18 protein-coding genes and 1 pseudogene are annotated in these 19,718 nt (G+C 69.8%); 6 read left to right on the top strand and 13 right to left on the bottom strand.

Annotated features, from left to right (window positions below; genetic code table 11):
• Positions 1-34: 34 nt before the first annotated feature.
• The 7 genes from ABTZ94_RS27110 to ABTZ94_RS27080 all read right to left on the bottom strand — a co-directional run bounded on the left by ABTZ94_RS27110 (position 35) and on the right by ABTZ94_RS27080 (position 5,128).
• Complete coding sequence (locus ABTZ94_RS27110; RefSeq protein ID WP_351204344.1) at positions 35-352, bottom strand: MazG-like family protein; 318 nt, start codon at positions 350-352, stop codon at positions 35-37.
• A 429-nt stretch (positions 353-781) separates the two neighbouring features.
• Positions 782-1,003 (bottom strand): DUF6879 family protein, encoded by a 222-nt coding sequence (locus tag ABTZ94_RS27105; protein WP_351204348.1) that lies wholly within the window; start codon positions 1,001-1,003, stop codon positions 782-784.
• A 220-nt stretch (positions 1,004-1,223) separates the two neighbouring features.
• Positions 1,224-1,670, bottom strand: coding sequence for a DUF7144 family membrane protein (locus ABTZ94_RS27100; RefSeq protein ID WP_502967313.1), 447 nt, complete (start codon positions 1,668-1,670; stop codon positions 1,224-1,226).
• A 492-nt stretch (positions 1,671-2,162) separates the two neighbouring features.
• Positions 2,163-3,377, bottom strand: coding sequence for an enoyl-[acyl-carrier-protein] reductase FabV (gene fabV, locus ABTZ94_RS27095; protein ID WP_351204342.1), 1,215 nt, complete (start codon positions 3,375-3,377; stop codon positions 2,163-2,165).
• Positions 3,374-3,685 (bottom strand): hypothetical protein, encoded by a 312-nt coding sequence (locus tag ABTZ94_RS27090; RefSeq protein ID WP_351204340.1) that lies wholly within the window; start codon positions 3,683-3,685, stop codon positions 3,374-3,376. Before ABTZ94_RS27090 ends, fabV begins: the two co-directional genes overlap by 4 nt.
• 138 nt (positions 3,686-3,823) lie before the next feature.
• The gene (locus ABTZ94_RS27085) at positions 3,824-4,777 is read right to left on the bottom strand and encodes an N-acetylmuramoyl-L-alanine amidase (protein ID WP_351204338.1); all 954 of its coding nucleotides are present in this window, start codon (positions 4,775-4,777) and stop codon (positions 3,824-3,826) included.
• Positions 4,778-5,128 (bottom strand): RyR domain-containing protein, encoded by a 351-nt coding sequence (locus ABTZ94_RS27080; RefSeq protein ID WP_351204336.1) that lies wholly within the window; start codon positions 5,126-5,128, stop codon positions 4,778-4,780.
• Positions 5,129-5,326: 198 nt separating this feature from the next.
• On the opposite strand from ABTZ94_RS27080, the gene ABTZ94_RS27075 reads away from it, so the two are divergent.
• Entirely contained in the window at positions 5,327-5,893 is a 567-nt protein-coding gene (locus ABTZ94_RS27075; protein WP_351204334.1) for a YcxB family protein, read from the top strand.
• An 826-nt stretch (positions 5,894-6,719) separates the two neighbouring features.
• On the opposite strand, the gene ABTZ94_RS27070 is transcribed toward ABTZ94_RS27075, so the two are convergent.
• From ABTZ94_RS27070 to ABTZ94_RS27060, 3 genes are read right to left on the bottom strand one after another with little or no spacing between them, the layout of a single operon-like run.
• Entirely contained in the window at positions 6,720-7,499 is a 780-nt protein-coding gene (locus ABTZ94_RS27070; RefSeq protein ID WP_351204332.1) for a hypothetical protein, read from the bottom strand.
• Complete coding sequence (locus ABTZ94_RS27065) at positions 7,496-7,690, bottom strand: hypothetical protein (RefSeq protein ID WP_351204330.1); 195 nt, start codon at positions 7,688-7,690, stop codon at positions 7,496-7,498. Before ABTZ94_RS27065 ends, ABTZ94_RS27070 begins: the two co-directional genes overlap by 4 nt.
• Entirely contained in the window at positions 7,687-7,839 is a 153-nt protein-coding gene (locus ABTZ94_RS27060) for a hypothetical protein (protein ID WP_351204328.1), read from the bottom strand. Before ABTZ94_RS27060 ends, ABTZ94_RS27065 begins: the two co-directional genes overlap by 4 nt.
• A gap of 176 nt (positions 7,840-8,015) precedes the next feature.
• Here ABTZ94_RS27060 and ABTZ94_RS27055 point away from each other — a divergent pair, with 176 nt between their 5' ends.
• Together ABTZ94_RS27055 and ABTZ94_RS27050 are read left to right on the top strand one after the other, a co-directional pair.
• Positions 8,016-9,260: an NsdA family TPR-like regulatory protein gene (locus tag ABTZ94_RS27055; protein ID WP_351204326.1), complete on the top strand. Its 1,245-nt coding sequence runs from the start codon at positions 8,016-8,018 to the stop codon at positions 9,258-9,260.
• Positions 9,261-9,262: 2 nt separating this feature from the next.
• Entirely contained in the window at positions 9,263-9,583 is a 321-nt protein-coding gene (locus ABTZ94_RS27050; RefSeq protein ID WP_351204324.1) for a 4a-hydroxytetrahydrobiopterin dehydratase, read from the top strand.
• 278 nt (positions 9,584-9,861) lie between these two features.
• Here the strand turns inward: ABTZ94_RS27050 and ABTZ94_RS27045 are convergent, their stop codons facing one another.
• The 3 genes from ABTZ94_RS27045 to ABTZ94_RS27035 form a co-directional block, all read right to left on the bottom strand.
• Positions 9,862-11,307, bottom strand: coding sequence for an aldehyde dehydrogenase family protein (locus ABTZ94_RS27045; RefSeq protein ID WP_351204322.1), 1,446 nt, complete (start codon positions 11,305-11,307; stop codon positions 9,862-9,864).
• A 290-nt stretch (positions 11,308-11,597) separates the two neighbouring features.
• A complete protein-coding gene (locus ABTZ94_RS27040) occupies positions 11,598-13,193 on the bottom strand; it encodes a PucR family transcriptional regulator (RefSeq protein ID WP_351204320.1) in 1,596 nt (531 codons plus the stop codon).
• 117 nt (positions 13,194-13,310) lie between these two features.
• A complete protein-coding gene (locus ABTZ94_RS27035; protein WP_351204318.1) occupies positions 13,311-15,707 on the bottom strand; it encodes an ATP/GTP-binding protein in 2,397 nt (798 codons plus the stop codon).
• A gap of 300 nt (positions 15,708-16,007) precedes the next feature.
• Between ABTZ94_RS27035 and gabT the strand changes: the two genes are divergently transcribed.
• From gabT to ABTZ94_RS27020, 3 genes and pseudogenes are all read left to right on the top strand, one after another.
• Complete coding sequence (gabT, locus tag ABTZ94_RS27030) at positions 16,008-17,348, top strand: 4-aminobutyrate--2-oxoglutarate transaminase (protein WP_351204316.1); 1,341 nt, start codon at positions 16,008-16,010, stop codon at positions 17,346-17,348.
• 148 nt (positions 17,349-17,496) lie between these two features.
• A pseudogene (locus tag ABTZ94_RS27025) lies at positions 17,497-17,727 on the top strand (phosphatase PAP2 family protein); the annotation flags it as partial.
• Positions 17,728-17,918: 191 nt separating this feature from the next.
• A complete protein-coding gene (locus ABTZ94_RS27020; RefSeq protein ID WP_351204314.1) occupies positions 17,919-19,631 on the top strand; it encodes a glycosyltransferase in 1,713 nt (570 codons plus the stop codon).
• Positions 19,632-19,718: the final 87 nt, after the last annotated feature.

Raw genomic sequence — 19,718 nt, 5'->3', positions numbered from 1 at the left:
CCGGTGACGGTCGCCGGGGCAGTGGCGTGCCCGGTCAGGCAGAGACCCGGTTCACCACGTGCTCCAGCCTCTCGTCCAGCAGCTTGCGCGCGTCCGGTGTGCACGATGCGAGCGCGACCATGCTGGTCACGATGACGTCGCACAGCTCCTTGTGGACGTCGTCCCAGGTGTGGGAGGCGCCCTTACGAGGGTTGGCCCCCATCGCCCCGTGCACGGCCTCCGCGACCTCTCCGAACTCCTCCCCGATCTTGAGCACGCGCAGCAGCTTGACGTCCCCGGCCGCAGTCGGTGTCGCCTCCGCGTCCAGCCAGTCCCGCAGCCGCTCCACGCCGTCCCAGGTGTTCCCGTCCATACCGATCTCCTCAGTCGCCTTACGCGTGGTCAAAGCAGCGCCGGGCCGGGGCGACCGCGCGGGTCGGGTCCGTCATCGCCAGCGGTTCCGTGACCGCGACCGTGACGGCGGACTACCCCGTCACGGCAGGCGTTCCGTACCCACGCAGTCAGCAATGGCGGCGGCGCTGTACCCGTAGAAACGATCCATCGTCCCCCCGTCGTCCTGGTACGGAGGTCTCGCTCCCGTTTGCCTCAAAGGCAAGCCGCGCGTAGACGGCGGTCTGGAACAGGCCGGGGACGCGGGCCACTTCCACCCCTGCGATGGTCTGCGTGGCCGAGCTCCCCACGATGGCCAGTTCCTGGCGGGCTGCGCGGCCACCCGCCAACTGGCGCCGCCAAGAGCGGTACTGCGTCTCCAGGCCGGCCGGGCTGCCCTGCAGCTCACCTGTCACGTCGGGGCGTTCCACCCCGTCGGTCCAGGCGGACAGGTCAGCTGCAGACGGCGTCGGCCTGCCCTCGCCCGATGCGACGTTGCCGAGCCCGCCGGCCAGAGGAACCATTGCCCGTCGGAGAGCGGATCGTCGACCAGGCGCACTCGCTCAAACCGCTTGCCCTGCGCGGTCTGTGCCCGGACGTTCTCCCGCCACGGGTTGTCGGGGTCCTTCGTGATGTCCTCGCCAGCGGCAAGGCGCTGCTACGGCGAGCTGCTGCGGCCCGAGGCGTAGCCGCGACGAGTCTCCAGCCTCCGAGCCGTGTGCTCGAAGCCCCGGAAAAGGTGACCGAACTCCAGGAAAGGGCGTCAGGTTCGGCACGTCAGTTCTCGGGGGCGGAGCGGATCAGAAGCTCGCGCGGGACGCGCACGCAGGTCCTGGCCGGTGGATACGTCTGCGTCAGGCCACCCGGCCTGCGCCGGCCTCTCTGTGCATACCCGTGCACAGCGCCCAAACGATGAAGACGTTGACGGCGACCAGCACCATGGCCCATAGGGGGTAGTACGGCAGCCACAGGAAGTTGGCGATCGCTCCCAGCCCTGCCACGAATACACCGAAATAGCGCGCCCACAGCGCTCCGCTGAGCACGGCGCACCCCGCGAGGACGAGGACGATGCCCAGAATGAGGTGGACCCATCCCCAGCCCGCCAGGCTGAACTCGAACACGTAGTGACGCGTCGCGATGAACAGCTCGTTCCTGGCAATGGCCGCGATTCCCTCGAAGACCGCCATCGCTCCACCGAAGATCATCAGTGCTGCCGCGAAGAGGGTGGTACCGGACGTGGGTCCATGCCACGGGCGCGGGTTGGCATTGGCCGTTTTGGGTTGGGCGGCGTTACTGGCCACGTCTGCCTCCTTGGGTGGCAGGGCCATCCGGTCAGCCGAGCATGCTGGACCGGTGCGATCCCCCACCTCAGCGTGACACGATGGCCCTCCGTCGGCATTCCGAAGCCGTGACGCCGCTCCGTCAATGCCCGGCCGGGTGAGGTTCATACGGAGCGAAGACGGCGCTCACCAGGCCCCGTGACAGTGCAAGCACCGGACCCAGGTGTACTTGCGGCATGGCGTTGGTGACAGTCGGCTGATCGGGGGCCGGCCGCCGAGCGCGGTGTGCCGGCGAGCTCGACAAGCTGTGCAGCCTGCTCAACGCGGTGCCGACGCTCCGGCCCACAGACCGCGTCGGGCCGGGTTGGATCGCGCGTGCGGTACCGGCGCCCCGGACGGCCCTGGACGAACGCGGAGGGGCCCCTGCCTAATGGACGGGGCCCCTTACGGCTGTGCCGATGTGCGGACGCGGATGTTCGTCGGACAATTCGTGTATCGCGCGCCTCCTGGGGGTCAGGTGGCGTGGTGGGGCCAAGGGACGTCGGTCTCGACGGGTGCGGTGTAGTCGATGCCGGGCACGGCGAAGCCGTAGAGCTGCTGTACCCGGGTGGTGAACCAGTCGAGGGCGGCGAGAGTCGAGATGGTGTCCGTGGTGGCGGTCTGCCAGCGCTCGGCGACGGCTTCCTGGACGGCGGGGGTCAACTCCCAGGTGTCGAGGCGCACACGGCCCTCGTCGTCGACATCGAGGGGCGCGGTGCCGGTGAGCTGGTCCCAGAGCTGGGTGAGCTGGGCGATCGGCGGGACCATTGCGTCGTCGAGGACGCCGCGCAGCAGCCCGACGTAGAGCGCGATGCCGGGAATGGCCGTGCTGGACTGCGTGACGGCGGCCCCGTTGACGGAGGTCAGGGCCCGGCCACCGACTTCCTTGGCGAGCCGGTCGTTCAGGTCGCGGGCGGTCTGTTCCAGGTGGGCCTTGGCCGCGCCAATGGTGCCCTGCCGGTAGATCGCCGCGGTCAACGGAGACCCGATGTAGGTCAGGGCGACAGTGGCGAACCCCTGGGCCAGCAAGTCGCGCCCGGCGAGGTGGTCGATCCAGCGGGCCCAGTCCGTACCGCCCATGACGGCGACGGTCTGCTCGATGTCGTCGCCCTCGGCCGGCCCGGTCTCCACAGTCGTGACCTCGGGTGACCCCTCGCTGTCGAAGACGAGGGTCTTGGTGCGGTACGTCTCACCGATTGGCTTGAGTACGGACGCGTAGGTGACACCGGTGTCCGGATCGGTACGGCGGGGCGCGGCCACCGAGTAGACAAGGTGGTCCAGGCGGCCGTCGAAGCGCTGCTCGAGCAGGTCGGCGACCTGGTCCTTCATCTCGTCCGAGAACGCGTCGCCGTTGAGGAAGACGAAGTCCCGCCCAGCCTTCGCGGCCAGTTCGGCCGTCGTAGCGGTCCGGTACCAGCCGGCGGTCGCGGTTCGGCGGCCGGGCGCCCTCTCGAAGGACACGCCGATGCCCCGGATACCGGCCCTGGCGAGCCCTGCGATGGTGGCGGCCAGCCCGTACCCGGCAGACGAGCCGATCACGAGCGCGACGGGCGCCTCGTCCGTACGACCGTCCGGTGCCGGTTCGGGGACGGCCTGCCACATGTCCTGGACGAGCCGGGCGCAGCCGGCCGGGTGTGAGTCGAGGAACAGGAATCCGCGGGAGCGGGAACTGACAACGTGTTCGGTCATGAGGAGTTGTCCTTGCCGGTCGACATGTCCACGGGCGCGGCGGCCACCAGAATGCTCACCGCGTCCTGCAAGTCTCGGACCGTGCGGCCCCGGGCGGTCACCTCATCGGGGACAGTAATGATGAGGCGACCTTGGAGGGTTTCCACCACTTCGAGTTCTGCAGCGCGTCGATGTCCGGCTCGGTCTGCTCCGTGCGTTGCAGCGCAAGGTCGAGGGCGCCCGTTCAGCTCGGCGAACCCGGTACGAATCTCGCCCCGCATCTCGGCCAGTTCGCCGGCGGCCCGGTCGCCGCTGCTCGACGAAGTCACCTGCGGGCCCGCACGGTCTCCTTGAGCCCCGGACCTTCACCGCTGCCGGACGCACTGATCGCGGTCAGGGCCAGCGCGGCACTCCCTGCAGTGCGCTCCCCGGAGCAGCCCGGAACGCGGCCGTGAACATCGACGCCATCAGGTCTCCTTGGTGTTGATGTTGACGTCGATGACCGCGTTCTTGATGGCCGTCTCGACCGCGGCGACGATGGTCTCGGTGTCGGCGCCCGTGCCGACCTGCCCCGCGAGTGCGGTGATCGCGGCGGACTGGGCGGCCAGAGTCTTGTCCATGCGACGGATGCGGGCCTGAACGTCCTTCAAGATGGACTGCGCCTGCCACGTCGGGTTCGTCTTGTGGTCCGCGGCGTCTGCCGGACCGCCGATCGCGTCGGTCTTCCATACGGCATCGAAGATGTCCTTCTTGGTGATCCCTGCCATGGGGTCCTCCTCGTTCGGGTCGGAGCCGTGGTTCCAGCTCGCGGGGTGCTTCAGCCGTTCAGCCACATCGGCGCGGAGCTTGGCCGTGGTGAAGCCGCGGGGGTCGACCTTGTCCGAGCTCCATTCCAGGTGGCCTATCACGCTTTTCGCGGACCAGCCGTGCTTCCGGCAGAGCGCGGCCTGCACGCGGACGATCGCGTCGTACTGGGCCTTGGGCCAGGGGTCTTTGCCGTCGCCGAGGTTCTCGCACTCCCAGCCGTAGAAGCGCGCGTTGCCGTCGACACCATTGCTGTTACCGCGGGTTGGCGGGGTGGGGCGGGTGCCGTAGGACTCGGATATGACCTGTTCGAGGACGCGCGGATCGCCACCGCCGGCGTGGTTGGCGCGGCCCCACCCAACCATGTGAACCTTGCCGTCCTTCGCGATCATGCCGTGGGCGAGCGGTCCCGGCAGTGACGCGTACCCGTCCCGGACCATGGCCACGGTGGACGCGGTGCCCTTCGTCACCGTGTGGTGCACGATCGACCCGTTGACCGGACCCCACGCGCCCTTCGAGTTCCGGTTGTGTGTACGCCAGTTGCCGACCTCCACCACGCGCACGCCCTCGGCGCGGAGGGCGGTAAGGACGGCAGTAGCTGTCAAGGGAGTGGCCATTCAAGCCTCCTGGTTGCTGAGGGCAGTCACGACGGCCTGGAACAGGTCGTCCATCCGGTGCTGATCAGGCGCGAGTTCGGCATAGGGGACGAGACACGGATGCGTACGGGCGATCTCGTTCGTCATCGGCCCGTACTGCCATCCATCAGCCGCCTCGAAGTCACACCAGCCATCGTGCAGTTGCTCGGCAGTCGCGCCGCTCTGCGCGTGACGGACGCCGTCAATAGCGCTGACTCGCTGCCGGCCGGGCGCCTCGTCCCACCGCGGAGACGAAGCAGGATCCCCTGTGACGGACTGCCAGGCTCGGTGCGCGTCATGGGCGACACGCACGATCTCTTCGGTTCTGACCATGGTGTTCCCCCTTCACCTGCGTTATGAACGATGTTACGAAACTTCCCCTCGAAGCTGTTTGGCCCCAGCTTGTCCGCGTACCCGCCGTCGGCCCGCACCAGGGTGATCCGTTCGTAGAGATCGCGCATGTCACGGCGGCCGTCCGCCCCAGCACTGAGGTTCGGTAGGATCCGCAATTCTTCGTACCAGGGAGGGATCATGGCCGAGGGCCGCAGCACCGAAAGCACGGACAACAGCGCGGAAACCTCTGACGGTGTCGTGGACGAGCAGACCGCGGTCCAGCTGGTGTACCGGCCCCAGTCCGCCGACACACTGGTCGGCCTGCGGGTCCGCGAGCGGATCAAGCGGACCGGGCTACTGCTGCGGGGCGTGTTCCTCGCACTGTGGGTAGGGCAGTGGCTGCTCTCCGCCGTGGGCCGCGGGAGTATCGACGTGGTCTCGACGGTTCTGTTCTTGTTCGTCGTCCTGGTGGTGTGGGGGTACCCGCGGCTACAGGCCGCCCACGTGCAGCGGATCACCGGATGGCAGGGCGAGTACCGCGCCACCGTGTCTCCGGCCGGGATCACCTGCCGCAGCGACCACAGCACATTGGTCCAGAAGTGGTCCGTCTTCCAGGGCTACCGGGAGACGGCAGGTCACTTCGTCCTGCTCAGCCGGGACCCCAACATCATGTACCTCGATGTCCTGCCCAAGCGGGGCGTGCGTGAGGCCGAGAGCCTCGACCGGCTGCGGGCCATCCTGGACCAGCACACCACTCGCATGTGAAGTTGCCTGACCTGCGGGTATCCGTTCCCGGGCTCCACGAGCCCGAGCAGCCGCCAAGCTGACCAAAAAGCTGCAGCTCATGCGGTTCACCCACCGCGAGCTGGCCCGGCCCCAGACGCAAGTGAAGCCGCCGCACCAACTGAGAGGCCAGAAACGTCGAAAGGCCCTCGTGCCCGTAGGGCAGCGGCTTGTCAGGCTGCGCGACGACACGCACGTTGCCGTCCGGCCCGAGGCCGTACACGCAGCGGTACACGCCGTACAGGGGCGCGCTCTGGGCGAGGTAGACCCGCGGCCTGCCGTCAAGGTACGGACACAACCGGACCGCAGCACGAACATGCTTCCCGCACACCGGCGGCTGCGCGGTGATGAGCGACGTACTGTCGGGGCCAGCGAGGAAGACGAAGCCCAGCGGTGTCCGCGCGGGCCGCACGCACACCTGGCAGAGCATCGCCTGCATCGTTTCCCGCTGCCGCGAGGGATGCACGAGCTTCCACACCGGCTTGCCTGTCGGCATGCTGCGGTTGTCCCTGCTGTTCTGCGAGCACCTGGCCCACAGCACACCCCGCACGTCACGGTCGTCGGGCATCTCCCGCCGGTAGCGCAACCGGGGCCGGCTGCTGGGCCAGTCACGGAGTATCGTCAGCGTGTTCGGGGCGCCGTCCTCCCCTGCCCTGAAGGCGTCCGGCTGTCACGGCGGCAAAAAGATCTCCACGCACGCCTCAGTGCACGCCTTCTCTCGCACCGCGCACCAGCACGGCAGACCGCACACGCCAGGGTGTGGCCCAGCAGCACGCGGTACGTCTGCTCCGCGGCATCCACTGTCGTCCTATCCATGACCGTCCTGGTCCGCCTCCGCCGCCAGACGCTTCCCGACACGTCGCTGATAGCTGCCGTAGGCAATGACCTGCAAGACCGCTTCCGGACTGCACAAGGTGCCGGGACCGTCCATCGGCACACACCAGTACGACCGGAACACATCCGGTTCGCTGCACTGCGGGCGCGGGACGCTGAGGAATGACCCGGGGCCGAGACATTCGACGTCCGGCCCATGGCCATGCCACTGCCGGAGCTGTGACGCACTCACGGGCACGAGCACGTAATACCGCCGGGAGGATGTGTCGATGAACACCGGGCCCTGGAGCGCTTCCCGCAGGTAGGTGCCGATACGCCCGGGGTCCTCAGTACCGGCGGCAGCCTGCACGATGCCGGCGGAGATACGGACCGCAGCGAACACCCCGCCGCAGCGCAGGAGCGCGATACCTCTCGTCGCCCACTGCGTGCGGGCCTCATTCATGTTCGGGGCAGCCGCGAGCAGCCAGTGGCTGACCGCCAACTCCCGCTCGCGGCGGGTATGCACCAGGACTTCCGGCCGCTTGCGGAGCATCAGCTCTGCCGTCCCCGTCGGCGGTAAGGCGCCGTGCGTGACTACCCCATAGTCAACTGGTGCGGCGCCCTCAGGATCGGGGCCGGCGTGCCTCTTCAAAGGGATCACTGATGAGCCTTTCGGCAGGTGTGGCAGCAGCGGGGGAAGCGGCGCGGCCGTTGGCCCGGTCCCCTCGTCAGCGTTTCGCGGGTCGGGAAAGGGCCGCTCGTCCGGCGCGGTCATGGATGCTCGCGGTAAGGGGTGAGGCAGCGCTGTTCGCGGCACGGGGCGCACGCGTACAGGTCGGTCCCCTGGCTGGAACCCTGCTCGACGACATCGACCAGAACTGCGGTACCGGACGGGCCCTTGTGCCAGTGGCACCAGCCGGATCCGGGCTCCGTAGCCTCCGCGCCCGGCACCGGACGGGAGATCACCGCTGCCCGCCCTTGCACCGGTCGCACTCGCAGTCGGGGTACGCCGATTTCTGGGGCGCGGCCTTGAGCGGGACGACCTCGGCTTTCGGGCGGATGACCTGCGTCCGGCCGTGCCGGTCGACTTCGTACACCTTGATCGTCATTGCCATGTCGGTCCCTGGCCTACGTCGTTTGAGGGGCGTCCAGCCAGTTCGCTGTAAGCCCTGCCGTCACACCCTGATGATGTGTGTGCACGTCGGTTAGGTAATAGGTCGTCGAATGGCCACGCGTGGCCACGTAGCGGCCACAGCCGGGAGCATGGACGATGACACCCCAGACTGGACACATGAGCCGCAACGACGCACTGAGGGCCGCCCGGCTCCGCGCTGGGTGGCGGACCATGGAGGCCGCCGCTACAGCCATCACGGAGCGCGGGCAAGCTCTGCTCGACGACCGCCAGTTCACCGTGTCCGCGAGGACATGGCGCCGATGGGAGGGCGAGCGCCCCGGATGGCCAGCCGAGGAAACCGCGATCGTCATCCACGACGCGCTCGGCCGATGGCCGGAAGACCTCGGTTTCACCACCCCGCCGGGCTGGATCCGGCCCGAGCACCACGAAGAGGCAGATGTGAAGCGACGCGCATTAATGGGCGTCACCGCCGCCGCGCTCGTCGCCGGACCCGTCGCGCCGCAGCACGTCGCCCCCGCCTTGATCGACTACTTCCAACAGCAGTTGGAAGGCCACTACAGGGCCGACATGCTCCTCGGGCCGCACGACCTGATCGGCACCGTGTCTGCGCAGTATCAGCTGATTGACAAGCTGGTGCGGTCAGCGAAGGGCGAGACACGCCGCGGACTCCTCCGCGTTGGTGCCGCATACGCGGCCCTGGTGGGTTGGCTGTACCAGGACGCTGGAGATATGGACGGCGCGGCATTCTGGCGTGGGGTGACACAGGAAATCGCGATTCGGTCACGTGACCCGCATCTCATCGGGTACAGCCTGGTCAATCAAGCGCAGGTACGCACTGACCTGGGCGACGGACACGCGGTCATCGACCTCTGTGAGGCGGCGCTCGACGACGCCGGGCGCCTTGCCCCGAAGGTGCGGGTGATGTCTCTCCAGCAACAGGCTCATGGGGCCAGCCTGGTCGGCGACCGGGACGCGGTGGATCAACTCATTGACCAGGCTGACGGACTCCTCTCCTCGGTCGACGACAACCTGCCGTGGGGTAACGCGTGTCGCCGGACACCGGGGTACCTGGAAATCCAACGCGCCACCTGCTATGGCCGTCTGGGACTCGGTACCGAAGCGGGCAGCCTGTGGTCACAAGTCCTCGCAATCGTCCCGGAGACCGCCCGCCGCGACCGAGGGGTGTACATGGCTCGGCAGGCGACAGCTGCTGCTGCCGCGCGGGAGCCGGATCAGGCGGTGGAGATCGCGCGGACTGTGGCGACGATCGCCGTCGAGACCCGGTCCGCCCGCATGGTCCGCGAGCTGGTCACCCTGGAGCGGGCAATGCGGCCTTGGCAGGATGCCCCGATCGGCCAGGATCTCGCGGAGGTGCTGGCGCCCGCGATGGATGGGAGCTGAGCATGGCCGGAGGACCGACCCCGCTGTCGGACGGTGCGATCGAGAGGCGTTTGCTGGAGCTGCGAGGATGGCGCCGTGCAGGGGATGAGATCACTCGGCGGTTCGGGATCCGGTATCACGGTGGCATCGCCATGATTGTGCACGTCGCCGACGTGGAACGCCTTATTGGGCACCACGCGGACATCGATCTTCGGTGGGACTACATTCGGTTCGGGATCACGACGCATGACGCTGGGTTCAAGCTGACCAACGCCGACTTTGATCTCGCCGCACGCATCGACCAAATTGCCGCTGCGCATGGTGCTGAGCCACTGGACGGCTGACCCCGGAAACATGAAACCGCCCCCTCTCGCTGAAGCAGGAGGGGGGCGTTGCCACTACGTTCGCCATGGGCGGAGAGTAGCGGCTCGTGCTCCCGCGGTGCTCCCACTACGCCATAGGAACCAGCCATCCGACAGTCTTCCCATGTCAGGGCGCGGATACATGAGAACGGCCGGAGCCCCCGCACAGTGGGCTCCGGCCGTTCGTCCACCGCCTGCTGTCGTGCTGTCCAGGCGGATTACAGGCGGCGTCGGTGGATCGGTTCGATCCTGTTCGCGGACTACAGGGCGAGGCCGGTGAGGACCAGCACGCGCTCGTAGGTGTAGTCGTCCATGGCGTAGCGGACGCCCTCACGGCCGACGCCGGACTGCTTGGCGCCGCCGTACGGCATCTGGTCCGCGCGGTAGGAGGGGACGTCCCCGATGATCACGCCGCCGACCTCAAGGGCGCGGTGGGCGCGGAAGGCGGTCTGCAGGTCGTGCGTGAACACACCTGCCTGCAGGCCGTACTTGGAGGAGTTGACGGCTGCGAAGGCCTCGGCCTCGCCGTCCACCTTCTGCACGGAGAGCACCGGTCCGAAGACCTCCTCGGCGGAGAGGGTGACGCCGTCCGGGAGCTCGGCGAGCACGGTCGGCGCGTAGGTGGCGCCGTCCCGCTTGCCGCCGGTGAGCAGCTGGGCGCCGGCCTGCACGGCCTCGTCGACCCAGGACTCGACTCGCTGGGCGGCGTCCTCGCTGACCAGCGGGCCGACGTCGGTGGCCGCGTCGGACGGGTCGCCGGTGACCTGGGCCTCGACGGCCGCGACGATCTTCGGGACGAGCCGGTCGTAGACCGAGGCGTCCGCGATGACGCGCTGCACCGAGATGCAGGACTGGCCGCCCTGGTAGTTGGAGAAGGTCGCGATACGGGTCGCGGCCCAGTCCAGGTCCTCGTCGGAGGCGTAGTCGCCGAGGACGACCGCGGCGCCGTTGCCGCCGAGCTCCAGGGTGCAGTGCTTGCGCGGCACCGACTCCATGATCGAGTAACCGACGGGACCGGAGCCGGTGAAGGAGATGACCGGCAGGCGCTCGTCCTGGACCAGGGCGGGCATCCGGTCGTTGGGCACCGTGAGCACGGACCACGAACCGGCCGGCAGGTCGGTCTCGGCCAGCAGCTCGCCCAGGATCAGCGAGGAGATCGGGGTTGCCGGGGCGGGCTTGAGGATGATCGGGGCGCCGACGGCGATGGCCGGGGCCACCTTGTGGGCGCTCAGGTTCAGCGGGAAGTTGAACGGTGCGATGCCGAGGACCGTACCGCGCGGGAAGCGTCGGGTCAGACCGAGACGGCCGGTGCCACCGGCGTCGGTGTCGAGGCGCTGGGCGTCGCCGCCATTGAAGCGGCGGGCCTCCTCGGAGGCGAACCGGAACACGGAGACGGCACGGCCGACCTCGCCGCGCGCCCACTTGATCGGCTTGCCGTTCTCCGCCGAGATCAGCTGGGCGATCTCCTCGGTGCGCTCCACCAGGCGCCGTACGACGTGATCGAGCGCGGCGGCGCGGACGTGGGCCGGGGTCGCGGCGAACTCCTCGCGCACGGCGTGCGCGGCCGCGACGGCCTCCTCGATCTGGGCGTCGGTCGGCACGCTGACGGTGCCGACGAGACGGCCGTCCCAGGGGTTGGTGACGTCGAAGCTGTCCTCACCAGTGGCCTGGCGGCCGGCAAGCCAGAAGGCGTGGGTGGAAGTCATGGAGGTTCCGGCCCTTCGGAGTCGTGGGGTGTGCTGCCCCCACCGTAGGGCCGCGCGGTCTACCTGGCGTTTGTCCGGCATGGAGCAGTGCAGGGCGGCGACACGCCGGTTTGTCGGATGCGTGGACGTGATCGGGGAATGTCCGGTCGCGCCGGGGCGTGGTTCCGTCCCTGACGCCCCGGACCGACCGGGCGCGGTTTCCCCCTCTGCTCCGGCTACGGCGCCGACAGAGGGGGCTCACGCCCTTCCGGCCACGACTCCGACAGGGGGCTCATGGCCTCCTGCTCCGGCTACGCCTCCGGCGTCGACAAGGAGCTCGTGGCCTTGAGTGCCAGCCACAGCTCCATCCGGACATCCGGATCGTCCAGTGAACGGCCCAGGATCTCCTCCACCCGGCGCATCCGGTAGCGCAGGGTGTGGCGGTGCACTCCCAGGTCCGCCGCGGCCGCGTCCCACTGGCCGTGGTGGGAGAGCCAGGCCCGCAGCGAGGCGACCAGGTCGCCGCGGCCCTTGGCGTCGTGTTCGTGCAGGGCACGGAGCATTCCGTCGGCGAAGGCCCGTACGGCGTCGTCCGCGAGCAGCGGGAGCACCGAGCCGGCCGCCAGCTCCTCGTGCTCGACCAGTGCCCTGCCTCGGCGGCGGGCCACCGACAGGGCCTGCTCGGCCTGCTTGTACGCGGCGGAGACGGCGATGGGGCCCGCCGGTGCGGACAGGCCCACGACCACCTGCTCCTCCCCCGCCGTCGCCGGTTCGCGCGGGGGCCGCGCCTCCTGGGCCTGCTGGGCCTCCTGCGCCTCCGCGTACGCCGCGCAGGCAGCGACCGCCGCTCCGCCGTCCGCGGCGAGGACGACGAGCCGTTCGCCCTCGGGCACGGCCAGCAGGGTCTCGCCGGTCCGGAAGGCCGCCGCCTCCATCGCCTCGCCGAGCGAGGCCGGTGTCGAGGGGGCGGATGCCTCCGCGATGACCAGCCGGAACGGGGCGTCGAGCAGCCCCCCGTACAAATCCCCGGCGACGGCCCGTGCGTGGTCCGGCTGGCCGGCGAGCAGCATGCGCAGCACCGCCGCGCCCAGCCGCTGCTCCGCGCCCTGGAGGGCCCGGGAGCGGGCGGTGGTCAGGGTCAGCAGCGCGACCGCCGAGTGCACGGCGTACCGCTCGGCGGTGCCCAGTGCCGCGCCGGTACCGACGGCCAGCGCGCCCCGGACCCTGCGGCCGGTGCCCAGGGACTGGAGCTCGACCCGGTCGTCGGTGTCGCCGACGACCACGCTGGCCGGGGCGGGGCGCTCCCGCAGCCGTTCCACATCGGGCGTGAGCCGGGCGGCCCGGCGGGCGGCCCACTCGGGGGCCGCGGCGACGACTGCGCCGGAGGCGTCGTACAGCGCTGTCCAGCCGTCGACATGCGCGGCGAGCCGGGTGAGGAGTTCGCCGGGTCCGTCGCCCGCGAGTGCTGCCTTGGTCAGCTCCCGCTGGGCCTCGAAGCCCGCGGTCACCGCCCGGTACTGATCGGCGGCGATCGCCGACGACACGGCCTTGGCGATGGCGAGGAACGGGGTGCGACGCGGCACTTCGAGGAGCGGCAGCCCCACCTCCTCGGCGGCGTCGATCAGCGCCTGCGGCACGTCGTCGTAGTGGACGCCGACGGCGAAGCCCAGCCCGACGACTCCGGCCCCGGCCAGCCGCCGCACGTACCGCCGCATCGCCTCGGGATTCTCGGCGTCGAGGTTGGTGGCGGTGACGAGCAGGAGTTCACCGCCCTCCATGTACGGGACGGGGTCGGCCAGCTCGCTGGCGTGCGCCCAGCGGACGGGTGCGTCGAGCCGGTCCGCCCCCGCACGCACCGTGAGTTTGAGCGCCGAATGCTGGACGAGCGAGGCGAGAGTGGGGGGCATGGGGACCGGGAGACCTCAGGGAGTCGATTTTCGCCGTCCCGTATGAACGGCTCCTACCAATTCTGCCAGGGCGGCAGGGTCCGCCGTAACCGCTCCGGCGCCGCGGGCCCGCTCCGCTCAGCCGTTCAGATCCACCATCAGGGGCGGCGCGTGCTCCCCCCGTACGGTCGTCAGGGACAGCACCGCGTGTCCGGCCGGTACCCGGTGAGCCAGTTCGGAGGCCGACCAGCGTTCCCGCTCGACCTGGCGCACGGTCACCGCGTCCGTGGTGACCGCCTTGCCGGTGACCAGTTTGCGGAAGGCGTGGATGGCCCGGGTCATCGGCTGGTCGGCGAAGACGGTGCGCTGGGTGACGTCACGGGTCTCGACCCACTCCGTTCCCCATGCCTCGGCGAACTTCTTCCCGTCCCACGTCGTGATTCCGGAGAACGCCATCCGGCAGCCGACCGCGCCGAGCAGCGCCGTGTGCAGCTGCTCCGGTACGTCGTCGAGGGTGCGAAGGGTGAGTACGGCCCCGGCGTGCGCGGAGCGCAGCCGCTGGATTCCGCGGACGGTGTCGGGGGTCAGAGTGCAGGTCGCGTCGTCGAGGACCAGACAGGCGAAGAGGGAACGGTCGGTACGGGCCGCGGCGCTCGCGGTGAACTGGGCGAGTACCAGACGCGCCAGCACCCGGGACGCCTCGGCGTGGCCGCGTTCGGGCAGATCGATACGGACCCGGAGCGGGTGTTCCAGAGCGCGCAGCGAGAAGGGGCGGGCCTTGCCCGTGGTGTCGAAGAACTCGGTGAAAGCGGGCCGGTCGAGCAGGGCGACGCGGTCGGCGAGAGCGGGGCCCGGGTCGCCGGGCGCACCGGACTGGCGAGCGCGGCCGTCGAGCTCGCGCTGCATGGCGGGGTGTCCCGCCGCCTCGAGCGCCTCCCGCAGAGCGGTGAGGGCACCGGGCACACCGTCCAGGAGTTCCCGCAGCTCCGGTACGGAGGGGAAACGGCCGTGGGCGGCCCGGAAGGGGCCGAGGAGCTGGGCGAGGGCCGTGGCGGCGCGTCTGCTGTCCACCTCGGGGAGGTCACCGACCAAGCCGTCGGCGAGGACGGTCGCGGCCTCGTCCGGGTCGGTGGTGCCGCCGTACAGATCGAGATCGTGCACGGATGACGGGTCGCCGACCTTGACGACCACGTCGAACCCCTGGTCGCCCCCGAGCTGGGTACCGGCGGCGCACACTGCGACGACGGCGGCCTGTCCGGCGAGCGCCTGGAGTGCGAGGGATTCGACGACGGGCCGGATCAGGGCCCGGCTCTTGCCCGCGCCGGGCGGGCCGACGGCGAGCAGGGACGTGCCCAGCAGCCCCGGGTCGAGGGCGATGCCGCTGCCGCGGCGGGCGTACGGGTTGCGCTCGCCGTCCTCGACGGTGCCGAGCCTGACCTGCTGGACCAGCAGATCGTGCCGGGCGGCGCGGGCCGGGAGGTCACGTGCGCCGGAGGGGTGGGTGCAGGCGGCGGAGCCGTTGCGCAGCACGGTGTCGGTGAAGGCGGAGAGCCGGGAGTGGTCGGCGCGCACGGACGTCCAAGCGCGTCGGATACGGGCGTAGTCGACATCGTTCATCCGGCCGGACCGGGTTTCCCTGGCGAGCGCGGCGGCGGCCTGGTGCTGTCCGGCGGCGCGCAGATCGGGCCATTCGGCCGGGTCCTCCTCGCTGCCCTCGACGATGGTGGCGTCCGCACCGCCGGGCGCGTGCGGCTTCGCCGGGCCGTGGCCTTCCCGGTCCTGTGCCGACTGAGGGGACCGGCTGCGGCGCCATACCTCGGCCCAGCGCCCCGGCCCGGCGAACGGCCACGCGATCAACAGGGTGAGCACGGCGTACAGCCCGTAGCTGATCACCGGGGACATCGGCTGGTCGGGGCCCAGCCAGGAGCCGGGAACCAGACCGAAGGCCAGCCCCATCCCCGGCACGGTCCCGTTCCAGACGAGGATCCACACCAGCAGGGCACCGATCGCCGCCCCGCCCGCCCGTGCGGCGGCCCCCCTGGTGGCGACGCACCGCTCGAAGGCGGCCGGCCAGTTGCCCAGCCGGCCGAACCCGTAGACGAGGCCGCCGATGATCAGCAGACGGTAGATGTCGAGCGCGCGGACCGCTCCGCGGGTCTGCGGCTCGCCGCCGAACGGCCCCCACCAGTCGCCGGGGGTGAAGAGCTTCAGTGGAACCCGCCAGTACGGGATGTAGTTGTTGCGCCAGAGCGACCAGATGAGGATGCAGGCCAGCAGCGAGATCACCGCACCGCTCACCAGCGTGCGGTCCGGGGTGCGCTCCTTCTCCTCGGCGGGCCGGGGGGCATGGCCGAGCCGCCAGACACCGGGTTCCGCGGCGGGCCTCGGGATGCGGAGCCAGTCTCCGAGGGAGGGGCCCGAGGCGGGGGCGTAACCCGGCCTGGGCGGCAGTTCGGGCGGTGGCGGGCCGGCCGGGCGCGGCACCGGATGACCGGAGCGGGTGCCGCGTGAGTCGTACGTGCCCTCGGTGTCCATGTGCTGTCCCTCGTCCCCTGACCAGCGCCGACCGGTAACTCCGGGCGCAGGCGCCCGAAGTCATCAATCTAGTGCCCCGTACCACCCCCTCGGACGCGGTCCGGCGGGAAGTCCTCTCCTGTGCCCCGGGGCCTTTCGCCCCGCCCGCGCACCGCCGCAGCCCGGCCGCGCGGCCCGTCGGTATGTCCGTGGCGGACAACCTCGTCCGGCCACCACTCCCGAACGGAACATGCCGAACCCCGGGCCTCGCCCATAGCCTGCAGACAGAAAAGCGTCCGAAACACCCCACAGGAGCCCCTCATGACCGCTATTCCGCAGGAGCGCCGCGTCGTCACTGCCATTCCCGGCCCGAAGTCGGTGGAGCTGCAGGCCCGCCGTCTCGCGACGGTGGCCGCAGGTGTGGGGTCCACCCTGCCGGTGTTCACCGCCCGCGCCGGTGGCGGAATCATCGAGGACGTGGACGGCAACCGTCTGATCGACCTCGGTTCCGGGATCGCCGTGACGTCGGTCGGCGCCTCCGCCGAGGCCGTCGTACGCCGGGCGTCCGCGCAGCTCGCCGACTTCACCCACACCTGTTTCATGGTCACGCCGTACGAGGGCTACGTCGAGGTCTGTGAGCAGCTCGCGGAGCTGACGCCGGGCGACCACGCCAAGAAGTCCGCGCTGTTCAACTCGGGCGCCGAGGCCGTCGAGAACGCGGTGAAGATCGCCCGCGTCTACACCAAGCGCACCGCGGTCGTCGTCTTCGACCACGGCTACCACGGCCGGACGAACCTCACGATGGCGCTGACCGCCAAGAACATGCCGTACAAGCAGGGCTTCGGTCCGTTCGCGCCCGAGGTCTACCGCGTCCCGGTGGCGTACGGCTACCGCTGGCCGACCGGTGCGGAGAACGCCGGTGCCGAGGCGTCCGCCCAGGCCATCGACCAGATCACCAAGCAGATCGGCGCGGACAACGTCGCCGCGATCATCATCGAGCCGGTGCTCGGCGAGGGCGGCTTCATCGAGCCGGCCAAGGGCTTCCTCCCCGCGATCGCGCAGTTCGCCAAGGACAACGGCATCGTCTTCGTCGCGGACGAGATCCAGTCCGGCTTCTGCCGTACCGGCCAGTGGTTCGCCTGTGAGGACGAGGGCATCGTCCCCGACCTGATCACCACCGCCAAGGGCATCGCGGGCGGCCTCCCGCTCTCCGCAGTGACCGGCCGCGCCGAGATCATGGACGCCGCGCACGCGGGCGGCCTCGGCGGCACGTACGGCGGAAACCCGGTGGCCTGCGCGGGTGCGCTCGGTGCCATCGAGACCATGCGTGAGCTGGACCTGAATGGTAAGGCGAAGCGCATCGAGGAGGTCATGAAGGGCCGCCTCGCCGAGATGCAGGCGAAGCTGCCGAACGGCGATGTCATCGGTGACATCCGCGGCCGCGGCGCGATGATCGCGATCGAGCTGGTGAAGTCCGGCACGAAGGACCCGAACCCGGAGGCCGCCGCGAAGCTCGCCAAGGCCTGCCACGCCCAGGGCGTGCTGGTCCTCACCTGCGGCACGTACGGCAACGTCCTGCGCTTCCTCCCGCCGCTCGTGATCGGCGAGGACCTGCTCAACGAGGCTCTCGACGTCATCGAGCAGGCTTTCGGCCAGATCTGACCTGTGCGAACCCCGGCGGTGACGGAAGGCGTTTTCGCCGGGGATGCGAGGGGGCCGCGTGAGGGCCTGTGGAGAACGTGTGGGGGGCCGATGGCGGGATCCGTTTCCGTCTGTCGGTCCCCCGTCGACTGACGTACGGTTTCTGCAGATGAGAGAAACACCCCGCCCGCAGGGGACTGCCGGCGACGCCGGGCCGGAGCTTCCCCAGCACCGTCCTGGCCGTGCCTTCGCGCACACCACTGGAGCCTCTGGCTCCGGAACTCCTCACCGATCGGATGGCCGCTCGCCCCAAACCCCCCGGGGCGCGCGGCAAACCGATCCGACCGGCCGCCCCGGAACCACCCCCCCTGTTCCCGGGCGGCCGGCTCTTCTCTTCTCCCGCCCCTTGCGCCGACGCCTCGTTCGAGCCGCCCGTTTCCTCCGGCGGCCCTCGCTGTCGGATGGGTGGAGATCAACCGTTCACAGACCCAAGGCAGTTGAAACCTTGGCACAAGCCGTGAACGACGGGTAATTATGTGAACATAATCGTCATGAACGGTTCCCGGGGGGGAATTAGTGTCGGACCCAACAGTGACAGTCATCATCGGCGCCTACAACGCCATGCCCTATCTGACGCGCTGCCTGGAATCGGTGGTCGAACAGTCGCTGGGCACGTACGAACTGGAATGCCTGGCCGTCGATGACGGATCGACCGACGGCACCGGGCGGGAGCTGGACCGGTTCGCCGCCGAGCATCCCGGCACGGTGCGCGTCCTCCACCAGCAGAACTCCGGAGGGCCGAGCGGCCCGCGCAACGTCGCCCTCGGGCTGGCCAGGGGCCGCTACGTCTTCTTCCTGGACGCCGACGACTACCTCGGCCCCCATGCTCTGCGCCGGATGATCGAGATGGCCGAGCGCAACGGCTCCGACGTGACGCTGGGCAAGTACGTGGGTGTCAACTGCACGGTGCCCCTCTCCATGTTCGAGGCAAACCAGGAGGTCGTCGATCTGGCCGCCTCCCGCGTCTGGTACGCCCTCATGCCGCACAAGCTCATGCGGCGTTCGTTCCTGGAGGAGCGCCGACTGCGCTTCGACGAGGACATCCACATGGGCGAGGACCGCCTCTTCGTGACCAAGGCCTATCTGCAGGCTTCCGTGATCTCGGTGGTCGCCGACGAGGACTGCTACTTCAAGGTACAGCGCGACGACGAGGGCAACCTCACCAGCAACTTCCGTGACGTGATGAAACGACTCGAGGTCGCCCGGCGCCTGATGACCGCGATCACCTCGTACAGCGAACCGGGACCCGTGCGTGACGCCGCGCTGCTACGGCACTTCAGGGGCGGCCTGCTGGACTCCTTCTCCTGGCGCTTCCCGCTGTTGGAGGAGAGCGACCGGCTGAAGGCCATGGAGATCGCCAAGGAGCAGTTGGACGCGTTCTACACCCCGGAACTCGCCGTCCGGATGAGCGCACCGCTCCGGCTGATCGCCCACTGCGCACAGCACGGACTGCAGCGGGAGCTGATCGACGTCATCGATTTCCTGACCGCGGAGAGGGACAAACACCGCCCTCCCCACGAGGTCGTCGTCAAGAACGGGCACGCCTACGCCGCCTACCCGCATTTCGACGACGCGAAGGCCGGCATCCCCGACTCCTGCTACGACGTCACCGCCCAACTGCGGCAGGACGACCGGCTGGACGCCGTCGAATGGCACCGCACCCGGCGACGCGGCATCCTGCGGCTGCGCGGCCATGGCTACATAGAGAACGTGGACACACAAAAGCCCGCCACCGAGCTGGTCCTGCGGCTGCGGAACGACGGGCGCGAGGTGCGCGTCCCCACCCGCAGCACACCACTGCCCGCACACACCCGTGTCCAAGGGCACGACTGCGACCACAGTGCGGCGGGCTTCACCGCCGACATCGACATCGCCCGCGCCCTGGACGGCACTCCGCTGCCGACGGGGGTGTGGGACGTGTACCTCAATGTCCGCGCCCAGGGCTTGAGCACCCAGCGCAGGTTCGGCGCCCGCAAGGCGGACGACCTGGCTCCGGCCGGCGGCGGCCGGAGCGGACGCCTTGAGGTCAAGCCGTACTACACCCGGGGCTTCGCCAACCTCAGCCTGGACATCACCGCCGCCTCTCAGATGAAGCGGATCCCGAAAGGGTTCAAGCGGCGCATACGCAGGAGGCTGACCGGCCTCAGCAAGCACATAGGCGGCAGAAGACTCAGAAGAATCGCGAGACTCAGATACCTGTTCGGCCTCGGCCGGTCCAACGGGCCCGGTCGGTCGGAGCCTTAGGGCCGATGCGGCGGTGGCTCATCGGCGCATATGGGCGTGCCAAGCCCTGCACCTGCGGCATGATCCGCCGGACAGGCCCTTGGGCCT

The sequence above is a fragment of the Streptomyces sp. NPDC002785 genome (assembly GCF_040295565.1).
GTDB lineage: Bacteria > Actinomycetota > Actinomycetes > Streptomycetales > Streptomycetaceae > Streptomyces.
Note: the sequence above shows the minus strand (reverse complement) of the source record. Positions and strands in the feature narration are given on the sequence as shown.